General features: G+C 51.1%; 18 protein-coding genes and 1 riboswitch. Of the genes, 7 read left to right on the top strand and 11 right to left on the bottom strand.

The window, feature by feature from the left end:
- Nucleotides 1–99: 99 nt before the first annotated feature.
- A complete protein-coding gene (locus CWE23_RS11380; RefSeq protein ID WP_241970628.1) occupies nucleotides 100–702 on the top strand; it encodes a YqaA family protein in 603 nt (200 codons plus the stop codon).
- An 11-nt stretch (nucleotides 703–713) separates the two neighbouring features.
- Nucleotides 714–1,757 carry a CNNM domain-containing protein gene (locus tag CWE23_RS11385; protein ID WP_126820320.1) on the top strand — a complete coding sequence of 348 codons (1,044 nt, stop codon included), beginning with the start codon at nucleotides 714–716 and terminating at the stop codon, nucleotides 1,755–1,757.
- On the opposite strand, the gene CWE23_RS11390 is transcribed toward CWE23_RS11385, so the two are convergent.
- A complete protein-coding gene (locus tag CWE23_RS11390; protein ID WP_241970629.1) occupies nucleotides 1,677–2,447 on the bottom strand; it encodes a sulfite exporter TauE/SafE family protein in 771 nt (256 codons plus the stop codon). The two genes, CWE23_RS11385 and CWE23_RS11390, sit on opposite strands and share 81 nt — an antisense overlap.
- A gap of 87 nt (nucleotides 2,448–2,534) precedes the next feature.
- On the opposite strand from CWE23_RS11390, the gene trhO reads away from it, so the two are divergent.
- Both trhO and CWE23_RS11400 read left to right on the top strand, forming a co-directional pair.
- A complete protein-coding gene (gene trhO / locus CWE23_RS11395; RefSeq protein WP_105307394.1) occupies nucleotides 2,535–3,464 on the top strand; it encodes an oxygen-dependent tRNA uridine(34) hydroxylase TrhO in 930 nt (309 codons plus the stop codon).
- Nucleotides 3,465–3,523: 59 nt separating this feature from the next.
- Entirely contained in the window at nucleotides 3,524–3,997 is a 474-nt protein-coding gene (locus CWE23_RS11400; protein ID WP_105307395.1) for a Dps family protein, read from the top strand.
- Between the two features lie 52 nt (nucleotides 3,998–4,049).
- On the opposite strand, the gene CWE23_RS11405 is transcribed toward CWE23_RS11400, so the two are convergent.
- Nucleotides 4,050–6,512: a TonB-dependent receptor plug domain-containing protein gene (locus CWE23_RS11405; RefSeq protein ID WP_105307396.1), complete on the bottom strand. Its 2,463-nt coding sequence runs from the start codon at nucleotides 6,510–6,512 to the stop codon at nucleotides 4,050–4,052.
- A gap of 166 nt (nucleotides 6,513–6,678) precedes the next feature.
- Here CWE23_RS11405 and CWE23_RS11410 point away from each other — a divergent pair, with 166 nt between their 5' ends.
- Nucleotides 6,679–6,876 carry a DUF3185 family protein gene (locus tag CWE23_RS11410; RefSeq protein ID WP_105307397.1) on the top strand — a complete coding sequence of 66 codons (198 nt, stop codon included), beginning with the start codon at nucleotides 6,679–6,681 and terminating at the stop codon, nucleotides 6,874–6,876.
- A gap of 28 nt (nucleotides 6,877–6,904) precedes the next feature.
- On the opposite strand, the gene CWE23_RS11415 is transcribed toward CWE23_RS11410, so the two are convergent.
- The 8 genes from CWE23_RS11415 to trxA all read right to left on the bottom strand — a co-directional run bounded on the left by CWE23_RS11415 (nucleotide 6,905) and on the right by trxA (nucleotide 15,933).
- A complete protein-coding gene (locus CWE23_RS11415) occupies nucleotides 6,905–8,221 on the bottom strand; it encodes an MFS transporter (RefSeq protein WP_105307398.1) in 1,317 nt (438 codons plus the stop codon).
- Complete coding sequence (locus CWE23_RS11420) at nucleotides 8,214–8,942, bottom strand: phosphotransferase (RefSeq protein WP_126820321.1); 729 nt, start codon at nucleotides 8,940–8,942, stop codon at nucleotides 8,214–8,216. The genes CWE23_RS11415 and CWE23_RS11420 overlap by 8 nt, the downstream gene beginning before the upstream one ends.
- Nucleotides 8,939–9,544 carry a nicotinamide riboside transporter PnuC gene (pnuC, locus tag CWE23_RS11425; protein ID WP_105307400.1) on the bottom strand — a complete coding sequence of 202 codons (606 nt, stop codon included), beginning with the start codon at nucleotides 9,542–9,544 and terminating at the stop codon, nucleotides 8,939–8,941. Before pnuC ends, CWE23_RS11420 begins: the two co-directional genes overlap by 4 nt.
- An 8-nt stretch (nucleotides 9,545–9,552) precedes the next feature.
- Nucleotides 9,553–11,658: a TonB-dependent receptor gene (locus CWE23_RS11430; RefSeq protein ID WP_126820322.1), complete on the bottom strand. Its 2,106-nt coding sequence runs from the start codon at nucleotides 11,656–11,658 to the stop codon at nucleotides 9,553–9,555.
- A gap of 60 nt (nucleotides 11,659–11,718) precedes the next feature.
- Nucleotides 11,719–11,820: riboswitch (TPP riboswitch) on the bottom strand.
- Between the two features lie 37 nt (nucleotides 11,821–11,857).
- Nucleotides 11,858–12,559 carry an NAD(P)H-flavin reductase gene (gene fre, locus CWE23_RS11435; RefSeq protein ID WP_105307402.1) on the bottom strand — a complete coding sequence of 234 codons (702 nt, stop codon included), beginning with the start codon at nucleotides 12,557–12,559 and terminating at the stop codon, nucleotides 11,858–11,860.
- Nucleotides 12,560–14,032 carry a 4-hydroxy-3-polyprenylbenzoate decarboxylase gene (ubiD, locus tag CWE23_RS11440; RefSeq protein WP_126820323.1) on the bottom strand — a complete coding sequence of 491 codons (1,473 nt, stop codon included), beginning with the start codon at nucleotides 14,030–14,032 and terminating at the stop codon, nucleotides 12,560–12,562.
- A 7-nt stretch (nucleotides 14,033–14,039) separates the two neighbouring features.
- Nucleotides 14,040–15,308: a transcription termination factor Rho gene (gene rho, locus CWE23_RS11445; protein ID WP_105307404.1), complete on the bottom strand. Its 1,269-nt coding sequence runs from the start codon at nucleotides 15,306–15,308 to the stop codon at nucleotides 14,040–14,042.
- 298 nt (nucleotides 15,309–15,606) lie between these two features.
- Entirely contained in the window at nucleotides 15,607–15,933 is a 327-nt protein-coding gene (trxA, locus tag CWE23_RS11450) for a thioredoxin TrxA (protein WP_105307405.1), read from the bottom strand.
- A gap of 93 nt (nucleotides 15,934–16,026) precedes the next feature.
- Between trxA and rhlB the strand changes: the two genes are divergently transcribed.
- Together rhlB and CWE23_RS11460 are read left to right on the top strand one after the other, a co-directional pair.
- Nucleotides 16,027–17,295 (top strand): ATP-dependent RNA helicase RhlB, encoded by a 1,269-nt coding sequence (rhlB, locus tag CWE23_RS11455; protein ID WP_105307406.1) that lies wholly within the window; start codon nucleotides 16,027–16,029, stop codon nucleotides 17,293–17,295.
- Between the two features lies 1 nt (nucleotide 17,296).
- Entirely contained in the window at nucleotides 17,297–18,223 is a 927-nt protein-coding gene (locus tag CWE23_RS11460) for a Ppx/GppA phosphatase family protein (RefSeq protein ID WP_126820324.1), read from the top strand.
- On the opposite strand, the gene hemB is transcribed toward CWE23_RS11460, so the two are convergent.
- Nucleotides 18,220–19,218, bottom strand: a complete 999-nt coding sequence (gene hemB, locus CWE23_RS11465; RefSeq protein ID WP_105307408.1) for a porphobilinogen synthase — start codon at nucleotides 19,216–19,218, stop codon at nucleotides 18,220–18,222. The genes CWE23_RS11460 and hemB overlap by 4 nt on opposite strands.
- Nucleotides 19,219–19,233: the final 15 nt, after the last annotated feature.

A 19,233-nucleotide genomic window follows, 5' to 3' on the forward strand; every position in this document is an offset into this window, starting at 1 on the left:
ACGTGCCGCTTATTTACGTCCTTTTTAAACGGTTCGATCCCCCTTTGCAAAGATTTCGCGTTAAACTGGCAACGATTGCTTTAATCGGAAACAGCGCTCGTGGATAACGAAACCCTTAAACCAGACAATAAATCCGCACAAAAATGGCTGCAACGCTTGCTCGACTCGCCACACGCATTGGTGATTTTATTTTTTATGTCGGCGTTGGAAGCCACCATTATACCGATACCATTGGAATTGATACTGATTCCTTTCATGGTGCTGGAACGCGATCGCATTTGGTCCATTGCCAGCGTGGCACTGGCGGGTTGCCTGACCGGAGCGCTGGCGGGATATTTTATCGGTTACGCCTTATTCGATAGCATCGGGCAGTGGTTTATCAACTACCTTAGCCTGCAAGACTATTATGAATCATTTAAAGCAACACTGGAAACCGACGGTTTTATCGCGGTGTTTCTGGTTGGGGTAACGCCGGTTCCCTTTCAGACGGCGATGCTCGCGGCGGGCGTTACGGGCTTCTCACTGCCCTTGTTTTTACTTGCCTCAGGTTTGTCACGCGGCATTCGTTATTATGGGCTGGCGTTACTGGCGATGTGGCTAGGTCCCTATGCGCAGCAATGGTGGCAAAAAAATGCGTCGCGTTTAGGCTGGTCGGTTGCTATTATTGCCGCCATTGCCCTCGTGGTTTTTCAGTTTAGCTAACGCGGAATACTATGTTTTTACTGATTGTTTTTGCTTTTCTAGCCATTGGCGTGTCTTTTATTTGTTCGGTGCTCGAAGCAGCGCTGTTGTCGATCACCCCCAGCTACATTGCTCAACTAAAAGAACAACAGCCTGTCCTGCACGATAAGCTGGCCGCCTTAAAACGCAATATAGACCAGCCGCTGGCAGCCATTCTGACCTTAAACACCATTGCCCATACCGCAGGTGCTGCGGGGGTTGGCGCGCAAGTCGGCGTCGTGTTTGGCGATGGCTATTTAGGCGTTGCCAGTGCGGTAATGACACTGCTTATTCTGGTGTTGTCGGAAATCATACCGAAAACCATCGGCGCGAAATTCTGGCGTGCCCTGGCACCGCTGTTGGCGCCCACCCTGCGTTTTATGATTTTCACCTTACGCCCCTTCATTTGGTTGTCCGATCAAATTACCCGTCGCATCGGTAACAACGAGCCGGACATTGATGTGCGCTCAGAAATTAAAGCCATGGCCACCATGGGTTTCGAACAACAGGCGCTCGACAAAGACGAACACCGCGTTATCTGGAATATTCTCGATTTACACGATATCCGTGTTAAGGACGTGATGACCCCCCGTACGGTGTGTGAGACCATTCCGCCCGATATGACCGTTGCTGAATTTGCCGAGAAAGCTCGCCCATTGCCGTTCTCGCGCTTTCCGATCATCGATGCCGACGAAGAGCCACAGGGTCTATTATTCCGCAGTGATGCACTGGATGCAGACCGCCAACAACGGGTTGTTGATTTAGCACGGCCGGTCGAAATCGTTACCGAAACCGTGAGTATCGAAAGCTTAATGGCGTATCTGCTGAAAGAACGTCAACATCTTTGCCTGGTATACGACGAGCATGGCAGTTGGCTGGGCTTAATTACCCTGGAAGATATTATCGAGACCATTCTCGGCACACCAATTATGGACGAAACCGATAACGTCGCCAGTTTACGACGTTATGCCCGACAACGCTGGGATAAACGCGTCAAACGCGTCAAACGCGACCCACAGCAGACGCAAAGCCAGTAGCGTAATCACCCAGCGGAAAATTTGGTTAAAGCGGTGATTCGAAATCCGCTTTAACCATTTTAAGCCCACCCAGGTACCGATAAAGCCCGCCGCCATCATCGCTGCGATCAACAACAGCCAGTCTTTAAATACAAACCCGGCTAAGCCAAACACCAGCGCTTTCGGTGCGTGCTGCATGCTCATGGTGGCGGCAAACGTCGCTACTGTGGTCATGCGTTCGGAAAAGCGTGACTTAATAAAGGCCGCCACCACGGGTCCGGATGCTCCGACAAACAACGAAATAAAACCGGTGATCAGACCGCCACAGGCAAGTCCCGCTTTGCCCAATACCAGTTGCGGTAGCTTCGGCCCCCAGGTCAGATACAATAAAAATAACGCAATACACAGTTGCAGCAAGGGAGCCGGAAACTGCACCAACAAGAGACTGCCTACTGTCGTGCCGAGCAATCCAAAGGGCACAAACCAGGCAACGGTGAACCAATCAATGTGGCGCCAGGCCAGTACCGTGCGACCGACGTTGGATCCCATCTGTACCACCCCATGCACCGGGATAATCGCCGGCGCCGGTAACACCAGTGCCAGCATGGCTATCAATACCGCGCCACCGCCGGCACCGGCAATCGCGGTCAACAACGAGGTGCTTGCAGAAAGCAACACCAAGCCCCAAAACATCCAATCACTTGCGGGCATTGAGCAAAATTCCTCTAACGGTTATAATCCGCGCGATTTTAACGCACCGGATTTACGTTCCGGGCAGCTGAAAAAGGTAGTCTTTTTATGTTTATTTGCGCGGCACTGTATAAATTTGTCGAACTCAACGACTTTGAACAACTTCGTGAGCCTCTGTATCAAACTCTAATTGATAACGATGTCAAAGGCACCCTCCTTTTGGCTCGGGAAGGTATCAATGGCACCATTTGCGGTACTCGTGAAGGTATCGACAATGTGCTGGCTTACTTGCGCAGCGATGAACGTTTGATTGATATTGATCACAAAGAATCCCCCAGTGATACACAAGCGTTTTATCGGACCAAAGTGAAGCTTAAGAAAGAAATCGTTACCATGGGTATCGACTGGGTTGATCCTAAAAATACCGTCGGCACCTACGTGGAACCTGAGCAATGGAATGATCTGATTTCCGATCCTGAAGTGCTGGTCATCGACACCCGTAACGAATACGAATACGCTGTTGGTACATTTGAAGGTGCGGTAAACCCAAAAACGGAAGCTTTCCGCGAGTTTCCTGAATACGTTAAGCAGCATCTGGACCCCACCAAGCACAAAAAGGTCGCGATGTTCTGCACAGGCGGTATTCGCTGTGAAAAATCAACCGCCTACCTGAAAGAACAAGGTTTTGATGAAGTCTACCACCTGAAAGGGGGGATTCTTAAATACTTGGAGATGGTGCCGGAAGAAAGCAGCAAATGGAACGGCGAATGCTTCGTGTTTGACCAACGCGTGACGGTGAAACACGGGCTTGAACAGGGTGAGTACGATCAGTGCTACGCCTGTCGGATGCCAATCACCGAAGAAGAGAAGCAATCTGAGCAGTATCAGAAAGGGGTAAGCTGTCCCCATTGTTTTGATAAAACCACACCCGAGCAAAAACAACGGTTTGCTGAGCGTGAGCGTCAAATTCAGTTGGCCAAACAGCGCGGCGAACAGCACATTCGTGATGGTAAACGCGAAACAATCCTTCAGAAATGATCAAATTTGCAGTAAATTCGTAGTAAGTGGGTACGGAGTCAGTCAATCTGGAGGACGTAATGAAACAGTTAAAAGTTATTGGTCTTGATGAGAAAAAAGCAGCCAGTTTAGGTGATAAATTGAATGAGCTGTTGGCCAATTATCAGATTTTTTACATGAATGTTCGTGGTTTCCACTGGAACATCAAAGGTGAACAGTTCTTCCAACTGCACGCGAAGTTCGAAGAAACCTATGATGACTTGTTGCTGAAAATTGATGAAATTGCTGAACGTATTCTGACTTTGGGTCAGCGCCCAATGCATGCGTATTCAACTTACATCAAGGCGAGTGACATTGAGGAAGTAAAAGATGTGCATGAAGGTCGTGCCTGCGTCGGTAATATCCTTGACAGTTACCAGACCATTATTCGTCTTCAACGCGACATCCAGGCGCTTGCCGATGATGCAGGAGATGAAGGTACATCAGCCTTGATGAGCGATTACATTCGTGAACAAGAAAAAACATCATGGATGTTAACGTCATACCTTGGTTAATAGGGTGACATGAACAACTTAAGCCCGCGGCCGAGGCCGCGGGCTTTTTGCTTTAGAACGAATAATTAAAGCGCATATAGTAGTAGCCGCCATTAATGCCAAATGGCAAGGTTTCCCAACCATACTTAAAACCGGCCTGAGAGAACGGTATACCCGCATCACCCCATTCATCAGGATAGGTATCAAATACGTTATTGGCACCGACCATCACGGACAGGTCACGGCTAATGTCATAGCCGACCGATAAATCCATTAACCATTTTGCCCCCCATTCGTGACGTACGCCGGTAAACGCCTGTCCTTCAACGGAGCCAAAGTAGTTCAGCGCCGCATTAACGGTCCAGTCATTACGCTGCCACTGGCCGCTAAACGTGGCTTTCTCGTTAGGCTGTCCCTCTTCGATACGTAACACCTGAGTCTCATTGAATATTTCCTCTGCAGGAATCAACGAGGACACCGAGTTAACACTTTCAACGCTGGTATTCATAAAACTGACGGCGGCGGTTAAGTTTAAATCGCCCTGCCAGAGTTTGGTGGGGTAAGAACCAATAATGTCCAGGCCGGTGGTCTTAGTATCCACCGAGTTGGTAAAGAACTGCGCTGCACCGAGGTTATTGGCCGCGAGGATGTCAGCAAAATCGCTGCCAATCGAGGCGGTTAATGGCTCCGAAATCACGATCCGGTCATCGATATTAATTTGATAAAAGTCCAGGGTAAGGTCAAAGCCGCTGTCCCAGCGCTTGATCAAACCCAGACTGACACTCTCGGAAGTTTCTTCTTCCAGCTCATTAATACCAAACTGCCGGGCAACGTCGTCATCATTGGATACGGTGCCGGTTTGTACCAAAGTACCGTTGACGATATTAGTCAGTACCTGGCTGTAGTAGATTTGCTGCACGCCAGGTGCGCGGAAGCCCGTCGCTAAGGTGCCACGAACCGAAAAATCCGCGTCAATGTCGTAGCGCATTGAGAGTTTTCCGGAAATATTATCGCCAGCGATATCATAATCTTCATAGCGTAACGCTCCGGCCATCAAGAACTCCGGCGTGACATAATATTCCGCGTCGACATAAACCCCATAACTGTCACGTTCGGCATCCACGGCCTGACCCGGACTGAAACCCGGGAAGCCCTGAATGCCGGCCTCGGCAGGAGCCCCTGACGGTGTCAGTATCTCAATACTTGGGTCATTAGTGCGGCCATAGGCCCACGACACCGGATCACCTGGATTAATGGTATAACCATCGGTTCGGTATTCCAGGCCGGTTGCCAAATAGAGCAGTTCGTTGCCGACATCAACGGTACCGTTAAAGTCGAGGTTAAAGGTCGTTTGCTCAAAGATCAGTTCGCCGTCAAACGCTTCGGTCGGCGTTTCACCGTAAATCCCGCCATTGCCATCCGGCTCGTAGTACCAGCTTACGTTAGCCGAATTTGCGGAATTAAAGCGAAATTCATTCATACCGTGCACAACACTGGCATCCCACATCCATGCGTTAGGTAGATCTCCGCGCACACCAATCGCGATGGATTGGTCATCCGCTTCGGTCTTTAACTGGGGTAAAAAACCGTCCGGATACAGCGCTTCTATGGTACGCGGATGACCGCGACCACGGAAAAACCCGGCAGAACCACCGTCACGTGTGGATAGCCCGCCAAACGCATAGAGTTCGGTTGTACTGTTTAACGAGTAGCCTGCATTAAGCCACGCGTAATAGTTTTCAGAATCGGCATCGCCAACGTGCAAACGCACCACGGGGTCACCATTTTCATCAAGCCAGTCACCGATCAATTGACCGCCCGTTGCTTCCAGAGTCGCCGGTGATGCCCGGTTGGTCATACCCCGGTCACGGTATTCAAGGGTCAGGTTGACGAAGCCGGAGCTACTCGACGTGCCGATGTTGAAACCAACCTGGTTATTTTCACCATCCCCCTCATAAGTCTGACCTACTTCGGCGCTCAAACTACCACCATCGCCGCTTTTCAGGGTGATGTTGATAACCCCGGCAATGGCGTCCGAACCGTATTGTGCCGCGGCACCGTCCCGTAAAATTTCCACGCGCGCAACGGCCGAAATCGGGATCGCATTGATGTCATAACCGGCAGAACCCTTACCAATGGTTTCTTGTACGTTAACCAACGCCTGTTGATGACGACGCTTTCCGTTAACAAGAACCAGTACTTGATCAGGGCCAAGGCCTCGTAACGTCGCCGGACGAATAATGTCCGAGCCATCCGAGATCGTGGTGGTTGAAAAGTTAAACGATGGCGCACTCATCTGCAGTGCTTTACCTAATTCACTGGCACCCGTGCTAACCAGCTGCTCTCCGGAGATGATATCGACCGGCGAGGCTGACTCGGTCGCGGTTCTGCCATTTACTCGTGAGCCTAGCGTAACAATTCGTTCCATATCTTCTGAGTCGGCAGCACTTTCTGCTTGTTGACTCATAGCGACCGGTCCGTATAAGGCGGTGCTGACAGCTAATGCAATGCTGGTATGTTTGATGATTTTTCTCATTGTTCTACGCCCACGTTTTGTTTAAACACATTTTATTATCTACGTGGAATGAACAAAGATTGACATATGTCAGTACGCGTATGACATATGTCAATGTCTTGATTGGTCACCACCCTGTGCTACATTGAAAGTCGACAGAACAATAACCCCTGTTTAGGAGCAACTTATGAATAAAGTGGTGGGACTGGTACTCATTATTGTCGGCGCAATACTGTTATATATGTCGTACGAGGCGTCGCAATCAATCGCTTCGGAAGCATCTGAGGTCTTTACCAATCAACCGACCGACAGCACACTTTGGTATCTGATCGGTGGTGTCGCGGCGGTCATTATTGGGCTGTACGCCTTACTTAAAGGCAAATAACTCATCAACAAAGGGGCTGCTCCGGGGGTTAGTCCCCGGAGACATTCGGCAGTGCCAGCGCTGAAAGGAACGCCAACACACCAACAGCGACCAGAAACCACAATACCGCCGCAGCACCATAAGCCGCATCCAGCCAACCTAGCAGGATACCGGCTAACAAAATAATACCCATAACGGTATTGGAAACGGCCGTTAATTGCGCTCGGTTATCCTGATCAGCCATATCCACCAAATAGGTTTTTCGGCCTACCCGCGCTCCGTGGTGAGCTACCGCCGACAAGAACAACAACAATCCGGCAACCCAGGGCCAGGCGAGTGCTGTAGGAGCCCAATAATAGACGCCTAATGCCATTAACATCACCAACGTCGACATCACCGAGGCGGCGGCCATAACACGATGGCTGGCAGCATCAGACCAACGCCCCCAGACACGCCCGGCGAGTAACCCGGCCAGCCCGCTGGCCAATAGCAAACTGCCAAGACTGGTCAGCTCAGCATCACCTTCACGTTGAATCAGCACCACGATGTAGGGAATCGCGAAAGCAGCTGAAACCAACAGCGCGCGGGTTAAAACAAAATGACCAAACTGGCCATTGCGCCATAACAACGAGAGCGACTTAAGGGCTTCGGTAATGGCGTTACCACCGCCTTCCGTAGAACCGGCTACCTCAGGAATCCCCGCATAAAGCAAAGCTGCAGCGGTCCAAAGCACCACGCCGCTACCCAGTAACGCAAGGAATAACCAGCGTTCACCCTCAACCTCAGGCGAAAACATGATCACCAGTGCCGTACCCAACGTCAGTAACCCCGCCGCTGAAGCGGCAACGCCGGAAAGACGCCCGCGACGGGTTTTCGATACCGTCTTACCGGTTACGTCTTTATTGGCGACCGAGCAAACGCCGCGAGATAGTGAGAAGGTGGTTAATAAAATCACCACAGCCCAACCCAGCGCCGAATTATTCAGCGTGGCTACCGCCACGACCATTAACGCCAACGATAATGCCTGGCCAATACTGCCTGCCACCCAGAACCATTTTCGTACGGGTTGTTCACGGAGTTTTTGCGCAACAAACAGTTGCGGCAACAGCGCCAGCGATTCACGCAAGGGCACCAGTGCACTGATGAAAATAGCCGGCGCTCCTAACGTACTGAGCATCCACGGCAACACCAATCGTGCACTGACAAGAGTGTCACCAAGTTTCGTTAGTGTTAGCGACAGCAACATCAGCACAAATGAGCGAGGCTGATGATGGCACGCCGACTCAGGGATATCCTTACAAACGCGGGCGTCTTCGTCCTCTGCCAAATAGCCATAGACGCGGTGGGTTAAATCTTTGTCACTCACTCAGTGCTCCTTGCTGCAGCAGTTTTGACCATTGTCGATAGAGCCAACGAACGAATTGTCGGTGCTCATGCAGACAGTGGTTATCTATCTCAATACCCGTCTGCTCGCTGTAATGGTGACACAATTCTGCACAACCATTAGCATCCAGGCCGTTTATTTCAATAGTACTGGCGATATCTGTCAAGCGATCACCCCAGCCCGCATACTCCCAGTCAATAACCTTAAGCGAGTGGCCGGTCAAAATATGGGCGAAAGCCAGGTCAAAATGGCACAACACCTGAGGCTCGTCCGTTGTCAGTGTCTTGTTAAACGCAGCCAGCTGTTGCTGTTCGGTTTCCCCTAGGCGATGTGCATAATGGTCCGCTTTCTGCCACAGCGTAGTCCCTTGCCAGGCCGGTTTCTGGCGATGGATTTGTGCCAATGCCTGCGCGGTGATGCGAAGTTTTTCGGTGGTTTTAATGGGCTTGGCACTGATGGGAGTGGCACTGATGTATTCTTGTAACACCCACCGGCTCGGATCAAGCGCAATAACCTCAGGCGCCAGACCAACATCGGCGAGCTGCTGTTGTAGGTGAAACTCGTCACTCCGCCTCAGGCCCAGACAGTCGCTGTGATTTAGCCATTTAAACACGTAGGATGCGTTGGCCCCCCGCAATAACCAAACCTCATTTGCGACGCCCGAACGAAGCGCCCGAACCTCAATCGGTTTCTCGATCTTCAATGATTAGTTACCAACTCCGCTTGCTGATCACTTTTCCAACGATACATTGCGTAAACCACCAACACAACGTAAAGCACGAAAAGCAGGGCGGTTGCGACGAATCCCTTGCTCCAGTACAAATACACATAAACACTGTCGATAACCAACCAATACCACCAGGTTTCGAAGGCTTTCTGCGCAATCAGCCAAGTCGCAAGCAAACTGAACACGGTTGTGAAGGTGTCTAACCACACCGCATCAGCATCCGTGAAATGTTGCAATGACAGCGCAATTGACACAGCCAGAGGTACCAGCCAAGCCCATTGAAGCAGGTGCCAACGCCAACTAAACCGCAACTCCGGCTGCTCTTCACTGATGTTGGCCTGATGCCACTGCCACCAGCCGTAGCCGGCCATTGCAATGTAAATCACTTGCAACACAGACTCCATATAAAGACGTGCCTGCCAAAAGATGACGGCATAAATGGAGCAACTGATGGCAGCGGCGAGCCAGCACCATTGGCGCTGATGAGCCGCCAACAGCAGATACGCCAGTGCTAACACCAGCGCGATGAGCTCCCATCCGGAGCTCATGAGTAATGCATCAAGAAGCTGCTCCACCATCATTGTTCCTAAAATTGATACTCGGCAGTCAAGCCAACGCGGCGCGGCTCACCGTACTGCAAGTAAGTCTCGGTGACGTATTGGTCACGCGGATCATTACCAAAGTAGAAACCTCGTACCTCGACGTCCTCATCGGTAAGGTTACGTCCCCACAGCTTCAGTTCCCAGTTGTCCCAGCGATAGCCAATCTGAGCATGCCATTGCGTGGCCGCTTCAGCTTTCTGGTTATGTGAATTGGAAAAATAGTAGCCGTCTTTCAAATCTGTCTGCACACTCCAGTACCAGTGCTCGCCGAGAACGCCGCGTAAACCAATGTTAGCGGTATAATTCGGAGCATGTGCCTGATCCCGGCCACTCATATCCTCGCCGTCTTCGGTCACAAAACCGTCGATTTCTGTGTTCAACCAACCAAGCGATGCAAACGCACTCAGCCCATCGGTCAACTGTCCTTCGAGCTCAGCTTCTACACCATAGTTGGTGCCACTGGCGGCGTTCTCTAGAAAGCCCACAAACGATTGGTCGCGGTTAACCCAGCTTTTCAACTGCACGTCATCACGCCAGTTATAAAATACCGCCACACGTCCTGTCCAACCTTGGTTCGGACTCGCCCACTTAAGGCCTGACTCCAGATTCCATAACAATTCCGGTGCGAACGTCGCACGCTCCAACAAGTACTGCTCGATGCTTTCCAGTTGCTGATCTTTGGCTCTTCCCAACGCCTCACCATTAACACCGCCTGCTTTGTAGCCGCGCGCCAGCGTGGTGTACCAGCGACTATTGTCAGTGTACTGGTAACGCAAACTGAGGTTACCACCGATCATCGTATCACTGGGTTCTTCAGCCACCTGATTGCTGTCGAGATAATCCGTCGTGTAACGTTCCAAACGCAACCCGGTTAGCAGGCTCCAGCGAGTGTTCAGTTGTTGAATCAGTTCGCCGTAAAGCGCCCAGTGATTGCGTTCTTGGTCACTGCTAAATAGCGCTGGAGCGCCAATATCCCAGTTAAAATAATCACGGGTAAGTTGCTGGTTTTTACGGTAGGCATAAACCCCCAGCGTCCACTCAGACATAAGACCCAGCAACGTAACCGGCTCTGTGGAGCGCAAACGTCCTTCAACGGTAGTGTCTTCGCGGTCTCGGAAATACGCATCAAAAGAGGAGTATTCCCACCCAGGAGCAATACCGACGTAGGTCCAGTCCTCATCAAAACTGTATTCACTGTCGGCGTTCAGCCCGCTGACGGACAGCTCCAGCTCACTAGCCCCCCAACCGGAGTACACGGCTGCCAGGCGCACGGCTGCAGAACGCAGCGCATCTGAACCGGGCTGGTCAGATAGCGTTACACGGTCATTTTCCAGACTAAAGGCATCATAGCCATTATCAATATTAAAGTAGTGCAGATTGGCATTAACCTGCCAGTCGTCACTCAATGCTGACGACAGACCCAGACGGGCAGACAGTTCATCACGCTGTTCGGTGTCATCACGGTCTAAAAAGGCGTTGCTGGTGAAGCCATCCTGATTAAACTGCAGCACCGATAAGCGCGCTTGGGTTGCCTCACCTAAGGCTCCGCCGACCGCAACACCAAAGCGCTGCTCATCGTAATTAGCCATACCTGCCAACAGCCGTCCTTGGGTGATCGCCGATGGCGCTTCACTTTCCAATACCACCATCCCGGCCAACGAATTAACACCAAAGCGCCCGCTCTGTGGCCCGCGGAATACCTCGAGTTGACCGATATCGAACAAGGTGGCCGCGGCACCCAAACCGGAATAGTCAATGCCGTCGATAAGTAAACCAACCGACGGATTAACATTGTCAACGAACTGTGAACGTTCACCGATGCCCCGTATCTGAATAAAACGGGCTGTTGACGTACCGCCAGAAAAATTAATATTGGCTACGCTGTTGAGCACATTCTGTAAATGTTCGGCACTGCGCTCTTGCATGGTTTGTGGATCAACGATGGCAATACTTTGCGGAATTTCATTCAGTGTCTGCGACTGAAAGTCCGCATTCACGGTAATAATTTCAATGTTTTCCTGGTCGGATTGGGCATTCGCCGCAAACCCTAACGAAAGCGCGGTCAGGGCAAAAAGACTGTGTTTTAACATGATGGATCATTTCCTCAGCTTAAGAAAGAAACGATCCGGTAAGGCTTCAATGGATAGCAAGTCGGAGTTGTCTACCATCCCTACGCCAGTATTAACCGGATCAGGTACAAAGGGTTCGCTGTCTTGCATCTCAGCCCGTTAAGGGCACCCCTTGGTAATGCCGCGCTAGTATAACGCGACGGTCATATTGTTCAACCGTTTAAATAAACGACAAGGCGTCTCCGTGTAACTGTGCCAGCGGCACACCACGGGCAACAAAATCGTCACGAATAACACGGACCATTTCAAACCGCCCCGCCATATAAATCTGACAGTCAGCCAGATCTGTGCGTTCAGCCATAACCGCATGATGCACCAAGCCGATCGCGTAAGACCAGCTTTCATCCGCCTGTTCCAGCACCGGACGGTAGCTGAACAGTGGGTGTTGCTGCGCCAATTGCTGTAACCGCTCGTGCAAATATAAATCCTGCTTTTGCTTTGCACCCCAGTAGAGGTAAACCGGCTGTTTCAACCCATCCGCAAGCAGTTTTTGCAAGATAGAATAGGTGTAGGAAAACCCGGTGCCGCCGGCAATGAGCACAACCGGCTGTTGTTGCGGCAGATGCACAAAAGCCTCACCCGCCGGTGCTTCGATATCGAGCTGCTGGTGCTGTCTGATCCGCTCCAGTACCTCTCCCGCGTAGGCGTTATCTGGAGGAGCACCGATGTGCAGTAACCACTGATGATGTTCAGCCGGATCCGACGCGATACTGAAGGGGCGCTTATCGGTTTCGCCCATTACCACCTGCAAATACTGTCCGGCTTTAAATTCAACGGCTTTAGGCAGCTTGATACTGACTTCCCAGACGTAATCAGCCAATTGCCGACTAATATTGGCCTGGCAAGTGAGTTGTTCTGACATTTACTTCTCCAGAATATTCAGTTGGTCCCAGAGCTCATCGACGCGTTGTTTAACGTCCTTGCTCATTGTGATGGGTTCGCCCCATTCGCGATCAGTTTCGCCGACCCACTTATTGGTCGCATCCATTCCCATCTTTGAACCAAGCCCAGATACCGGCGAAGCAAAGTCGAGATAATCAATGGGTGTATTTTCGACCAGTGTCGTGTCGCGAGCGGGGTCCATCCGCGTGGTCATTGCCCAGATAACGTCTTTCCAGTCACGAGCATTGACGTCGTCATCGCAGACGATAACAAACTTGGTATACATAAACTGACGTAAAAAAGACCACACACCCATCATCACGCGTTTCGCATGGCCAGGATATTGCTTCTTCATGGTCACTACCGCTAGCCGGTACGAACAGCCCTCGGGTGGAAGATAGAAGTCAACAATCTCGGGGAACTGCTTTTGCAATAACGGAATAAACACTTCATTCAGAGCAACACCAAGCACGGCCGGTTCGTCCGGCGGTCGGCCGGTATAGGTGCTGTGATAGATCGGATCGCGTCGGTGGGTCACGTGGGTGACGGTAAATACCGGAAATTCATCCACTTCGTTATAATAGCCGGTGTGATCACCATAGGGCCCCTCGGGCGCGGTTTCACCCGGTTCGATATAACCTTCAAGAATGATTTCTGCGTGCGCAGGCACCTGCAGGTCGTTACTGACGCTCTGCGTTACCTGTGTCTTGCTGTCTCGCAACAAACCGGCAAACGCATATTCCGACAAACTGTCAGGCACGGGCGTCACCGCTCCGAGAATCGTCGCCGGATCAGCGCCTAATGCGACCGAAACCGGGAAGCGTTCGCCCGGGTGTTGCTGGCACCACTCTTGATAATCTAACGCGCCACCGCGGTGGGACAACCAGCGCATGATGAGTTTATTACGACCCAGCAATTGCTGTCGGTATATCCCCAGGTTCTGGCGTTCTTTATGCGGTCCGCGGGTTATCGTCAAACCCCAGGTAATCAGTGGCGCAGCATCGCCAGGCCAGCAATGCTGAATTGGCAATTGCGTCAAGTCGACGTCATCACCGCTGACGATCACTTCCTGACAAGGCGCTTTTTTTACCATTTTCGGCGACATGCTGAGCACTTTTTTATAAGTCGGCAGCAAATTCAGCGCATCTTTAAAGCCTTTTGGCGGCTCAGGTTCTTTTAGAAATGCCAACAGTTTACCGACATCACGCAGCGCGGTCACCGACTCCTGTCCCATCCCCAGGGCAACCCGCTCCGGGGTACCAAACAAGTTGGCCAGTACCGGAATAGAATGGCCCTTGACGTTTTCGAACAGTAACGCGGGACCGCCCGCTTTTAGCGTGCGATCCGCAATTTCTGTCATTTCCAGATAGGGGTCAATTTGCTGCGTAATGCGCTTCAGTTCGCCACGCGCCTCTAACTGCTTAATAAAGTCACGAAGATCTTGATATTTCATGCGTTACTTAGCTGTTGCGCTGACGCTTCATTGACTCAAAGAACTCATCGTTAGTCTTGGTCATCTGTAACCGGTCGATCAAGAATTCCATGGCTTCTACCTCGCCCATAGGATTCATGATTTTACGCAGGATCCACATTTTTTGCAGTTCATCCTGAGTCGTCAGCAACTCTTCACGACGGGTACCCGAACGGTTAAAGTCGATGGCCGGGAACACACGGCGTTCTGCAATTTTACGGTTTAAGTGCAGTTCCATGTTACCGGTGCCCTTAAACTCTTCATAAATGACTTCATCCATTTTTGAGCCGGTGTCGATAAGCGCCGTCGCAATGATGGTCAAACTGCCACCCTCTTCAACATTACGGGCTGCACCGAAGAAGCGCTTAGGTTTGTGCAATGCATTAGCATCAACACCACCGGTCAGAACCTTACCTGAGCTTGGGATAACGGTGTTGTATGCACGCGCCAGACGAGTAATTGAATCCAACAGAATAACCACATCTTTCTTGTGCTCGACTAAGCGCTTGGCCTTTTCGATGACCATTTCCGCAACTTGTACGTGGCGGTTTGCCGGCTCATCAAACGTCGAGGCAACCACTTCACCTTTCACCAAACGGTGCATTTCGGTCACTTCTTCCGGACGCTCGTCAATCAACAGAACGATCAGCTCCGCTTCCGGATGGTTGGCAGCAATCGACGTTGCAACGTTTTGCAATAGCAAGGTTTTACCGGCTTTTGGTGGTGCCACAATCAAGCCCCGCTGACCTTTACCGATTGGCGCTGATAAATCCAACACCCGCGCGGTAATGTCCTCGGTGCTGCCATTGCCTCGCTCAAGACGGAAACGCTCGTCGGCGTGTAATGGGGTTAAGTTTTCAAACAGGATTTTATTGCGGGAGTTTTCAGGCTTGTCGAAGTTAACTTCACGGATTTTCAGTAACGCAAAGTAACGTTCACTGTCCTTCGGTGGGCGTATTTTGCCGCCGATGGTATCACCCGTACGTAAGTTAAAGCGACGGATTTGGCTGGGCGATACATAAATGTCATCCGGCCCTGCCAGGTATGACGAATCCGCTGAGCGCAAGAAGCCAAAGCCATCCTGCAAAATTTCCAGCACGCCGCCACCATAGATGTCTTCGCCGCTTTTCGCGTGCGCCTTCAAAATGGCAAAAATGATATCTTGCTTACGCAGCCGCGCCATATTTTCAAGGCCCATGCTATCGGCAAGTTCGACAAGTTCGTTTACAGGTTTATTTTTAAGTTCTGTCAGATTCATAGGAGGGTTTTCGAGTTATCGATTAATGGTTAAGTCAGTGTGACTCGCTTTAAGGGTTCTTATCGCTAAAGTTAAGTCGTTACGGTTACTGCTTGGGTCTGGATTTCGCGAGGTGCGAAGCCAACGACTGAAAGATTCGTTTACATTCTATCTGCGGCGATTCGGTGGCAAGCATCACCCAGATGTCTAGTTAATAAGCAAAAGCTATCATCAAATTTCGGATTCGTCCAGTTTTCGCGACCAACGGTAGCTCTCGTGCAATAAAAAACGGCGCATGTTGCGCCGTTTTTTGATTTTCTTAAATATGTTGATCCAAAAATTCGGTCAATTGTGCACGTGACAATGCGCCGACTTTGGTCGCCACCACTTCACCGTTTTTAAACAACAACAGTGTCGGGATGCCGCGAATACCATACTTAGGAGGTGTTTGGTCATTATGGTCTACGTTCAGCTTGCCAATCACTAATTTGTCTTTATAGTCATCCGCAATGTCATCCAGAATAGGGGCAACCATCTTGCACGGGCCACACCATTCCGCCCAAAAATCTACCAGAACGGGTTTATCGGATTTGATGACATCTTCTTCAAAACTGTCATCGCTTAGCTGAACAATTACGTCACTCATGGTACTCTCCGCTACTTTCTTCGCGTGGAAATATTTTAAAATACTATTATTTATGTTTTTGAATACAAGCGCAAACTGATATGCTTATAACTTATGAATAAAACACATCTTACAGAAACACGCTTCGCCGAACTTGGGTTACATCCTCAAGTCGAGCAAGCTATGACGCACGCTGGTTTTGAGTATTGTACTCCGATTCAGGCTTTAAGTCTTCCTGTTGCACTGGCAGGTCAAGATGTAGCCGGTCAAGCGCAAACAGGAACCGGTAAAACCTTGGCATTTCTGCTGGCGACTTTCAACCGCTTAATGAACAAGCCACAGTCTACAACCCGTAACGGCCCCCGTGCACTGATTATGGCGCCGACACGCGAATTAGCCATTCAGATTGCCCATGATGCCGAGCCACTGACCAAGAACTGTGACCTGAACATGTCCGTTATATACGGCGGTGAGGGCTATGAGGTTCAAAAAGAACAGCTGGCCAGTCAACCGGACATTTTAGTGGGTACCACCGGCCGCCTGATCGATTTCTATAAGCAGGGCTTATTTGCCCTCGATAATATTGAGGTGGTGGTGCTGGATGAAGCCGATCGTATGTTCGATTTGGGCTTTATTAATGACATCCGCTATTTGCTCAGCAAGATGCCACCGCCGGCGCAACGGCTGAATTTATTGTTCTCCGCGACACTATCTTACCGTGTGCAGGAGCTGGCATACGAGCACATGAACGCTCCGGCGAAGGTCGAAGTCGAGCCGCAACAAAAAACCGGCGTCCGCATCAGTGAAGAGCTTTTTTATCCATCCAAGCCGGATAAAATGCCGCTGTTATTGACACTGATTGAAGAGGACTGGCCCGATAAAGCGATCGTATTTGCTAACACCAAGCACGGTTGCGATAAGGTTTACCAATGGCTTGCGGTAAACGATCATCGTGTTGGCTTGCTCACCGGTGATGTGCCGCAGAAAAAACGCCTGAAGATCCTCGAGGACTTTGCCCAGGGGCAACTGGACATTCTGGTCGCCACCGACGTTGCCGCTCGCGGCCTGCACATCCCGGCCGTCAGTCATGTCTATAATTTTGATTTGCCGGACGATTGCGAAGACTACGTTCATCGCATTGGTCGTACCGGCCGTGCCGGCGCCAGTGGCGCAGCCATTAGCCTGGCCTGTGAAGAGTATGTTTACAACTTACCAGCCATCGAGGAGTACATTGGCCATCCGATTCCGGTAACCAATTACGACGAAACGGCATTGCTGAGCGATTTAAAACGTCCACGCCCTACCCATCGTCGACGTCGCAGTCATTCCGGCGGTCGTGGTAAGCCTCGCCAACGTAAACCTGGAGCGCAGCGCAAAAACTAGTATGAAACCCGGTTATAAACGCCTCGCTGCCATCGACATGGGCTCCAACAGTTTTCATTTGTTGCTGGCAGAGGTTTCGATGCGAGGCTTTTACCCTAAACCTCGCATCGTTGCCCGTTACAAGCACAAGGTGCGGCTGGCTGACGGTTTTAACCAACAGTTTGAGCTTGATCATGACTCCGTCCAGCGCGGCGTTGAGTGCCTGCACAGCTTTGCTGACCAATTGCTCCGATTTAATCCCGATGTTGTCTGTGCGGTAGCTACGGCTGCTCTTCGTAAAGCAAAAAACCAGACCCAGATCCTGCCACAACTCGAGCAAGCCCTCGGGCACCCGATTAGCGTGATATCGGGTGAGCGCGAAGCCGAGCTGATTTTCTCGGGGGTCTGTGCGGCTGCCGAGCAAAAAGGCAACATCCTGGTCATTGATATTGGTGGCGCCAGCACCGAAGTGATTGCCGGACGACCATTGTCGCCTAGCGTACTAAACAGCTTTGATATGGGCTGCGTTGTGTTCCAGAATCATCATTTTGCCGATGGCCAAATTACTCGGCAGCGTTTTGAACACGCCGTAAACCAGGCGCGCCAGCAGGTCAGTAGCTATACCAGCGCTTATCAAGCCGCAGGTTGGGATCATGTACTCGGTGCATCTGGTACCTTCCGTGCACTTGCAGAAATCGCGATGGCAGAAGGGCAGACCAACTTAACCCGCGACTGGCTGGCACAGCTGATCGAACGTTGCGTACAAACACAACAGGTTGAGCGGTTAAACTTTGTCGGCTTACGGGACGACCGCAAAGCGATTCTGTGCGGCGGTATAGCCATTCTGATGGGAGTTCTCAGCGAACTGGGAATCGATGTCTTTGGGGTTACCAACGGAGCCCTGCGAGAAGGGCTCCTGGCGGAAATGGTAGCAACAGAAACCGCTTAACGCTGCCACTTACGGGCGATATCTTTCGCAAAATAAGTAAGAATACCGTCGGCCCCGGCACGTTTAAACGCCAGTAAACTTTCTTCAATCACGTCACTGCCCAGCCAACCGTTTTCGATGGCTGCGTTTAACATCGCGTACTCTCCACTCACCTGATAAGCAAAGGTGGGTACGCCAAACTGTTGTTTGACTTCACGCACCACATCCAGATAAGGCATACCGGGCTTCACCATAACCATGTCAGCGCCTTCCTGAATATCTAACCCGACTTCACGAATGGCTTCCAGCCGATTTGCCGGATCCATTTGGTAGGTTTTTTTGTCCGCGCCTTTTAAATTGCCAGCCGAACCTACCGCGTCGCGGAACGGGCCGTAGAACGCACTGGCATACTTGGCCGAGTAAGCCATGATCGCCACATTAACAAAGCCGTTGTGTTCCAGCGCCTTGCGGATCGCGCCGATACGACCATCCATCATATCCGACGGTGCAACCACATCGGCACCGGCACGTGCGTGCGATAACGCCTGCTTAACCAGCACGTCGGTCGTGATGTCGTTAAGCACGTAACCCTGATCATCAATAATGCCGTCCTGTCCATGTGTGGTGAAGGGATCCAGTGCAACATCGGTCATTACGCCCAGCTCCGGACAGGCGGCTTTGATCGCTCTGACCGCTCTTTGCGCCAGGCCCTCATCATCATATGCGGCTTCTGCCATTAATGACTTTGCTGACTCTGGCGTCACCGGAAACAACGCCACCATTGGCACACCCAGCTCAACCAGTTCGCGGCATGACGCTACCAGTAAATCGATGCTAAGGCGTTCGACACCCGGCATTGATGCTACCTGTTGGCGTTGTTGTTCGCCTTCAACCACGAACATCGGATAAATAAGATCATTCACGCTGACCGAAGTTTCTGCCACTAAACGTCTGCGAAAGTCCGTCGCGCGATTGCGGCGCATACGAGTCATTGGGAATTTACCCAGTTCGGTCATATTCGATCACTCCTA

The organism is Idiomarina aquatica, from assembly GCF_003987185.1.
Lineage (GTDB): Bacteria > Pseudomonadota > Gammaproteobacteria > Enterobacterales > Alteromonadaceae > Idiomarina > Idiomarina aquatica.

Coding starts and splice junctions, on each gene's coding strand:
- rho (WP_105307404.1), bottom strand. CDS start 15,308: ATGAATCTGACAGAACTTAAAAATAAACCTGTAAACGAACTTGTCGAA.
- trxA (WP_105307405.1), bottom strand. CDS start 15,933: ATGAGTGACGTAATTGTTCAGCTAAGCGATGACAGTTTTGAAGAAGAT.
- CWE23_RS11400 (WP_105307395.1), top strand. CDS start 3,524: ATGAAACAGTTAAAAGTTATTGGTCTTGATGAGAAAAAAGCAGCCAGT.
- CWE23_RS11405 (WP_105307396.1), bottom strand. CDS start 6,512: ATGAGAAAAATCATCAAACATACCAGCATTGCATTAGCTGTCAGCACC.
- ubiD (WP_126820323.1), bottom strand. CDS start 14,032: ATGAAATATCAAGATCTTCGTGACTTTATTAAGCAGTTAGAGGCGCGT.
- pnuC (WP_105307400.1), bottom strand. CDS start 9,544: ATGGTGGAGCAGCTTCTTGATGCATTACTCATGAGCTCCGGATGGGAG.
- CWE23_RS11460 (WP_126820324.1), top strand. CDS start 17,297: ATGAAACCCGGTTATAAACGCCTCGCTGCCATCGACATGGGCTCCAAC.
- fre (WP_105307402.1), bottom strand. CDS start 12,559: ATGTCAGAACAACTCACTTGCCAGGCCAATATTAGTCGGCAATTGGCT.
- rhlB (WP_105307406.1), top strand. CDS start 16,027: ATGAATAAAACACATCTTACAGAAACACGCTTCGCCGAACTTGGGTTA.
- CWE23_RS11430 (WP_126820322.1), bottom strand. CDS start 11,658: ATGTTAAAACACAGTCTTTTTGCCCTGACCGCGCTTTCGTTAGGGTTT.
- CWE23_RS11385 (WP_126820320.1), top strand. CDS start 714: ATGTTTTTACTGATTGTTTTTGCTTTTCTAGCCATTGGCGTGTCTTTT.
- trhO (WP_105307394.1), top strand. CDS start 2,535: ATGTTTATTTGCGCGGCACTGTATAAATTTGTCGAACTCAACGACTTT.
- CWE23_RS11410 (WP_105307397.1), top strand. CDS start 6,679: ATGAATAAAGTGGTGGGACTGGTACTCATTATTGTCGGCGCAATACTG.
- hemB (WP_105307408.1), bottom strand. CDS start 19,218: ATGACCGAACTGGGTAAATTCCCAATGACTCGTATGCGCCGCAATCGC.
- CWE23_RS11390 (WP_241970629.1), bottom strand. CDS start 2,447: ATGCCCGCAAGTGATTGGATGTTTTGGGGCTTGGTGTTGCTTTCTGCA.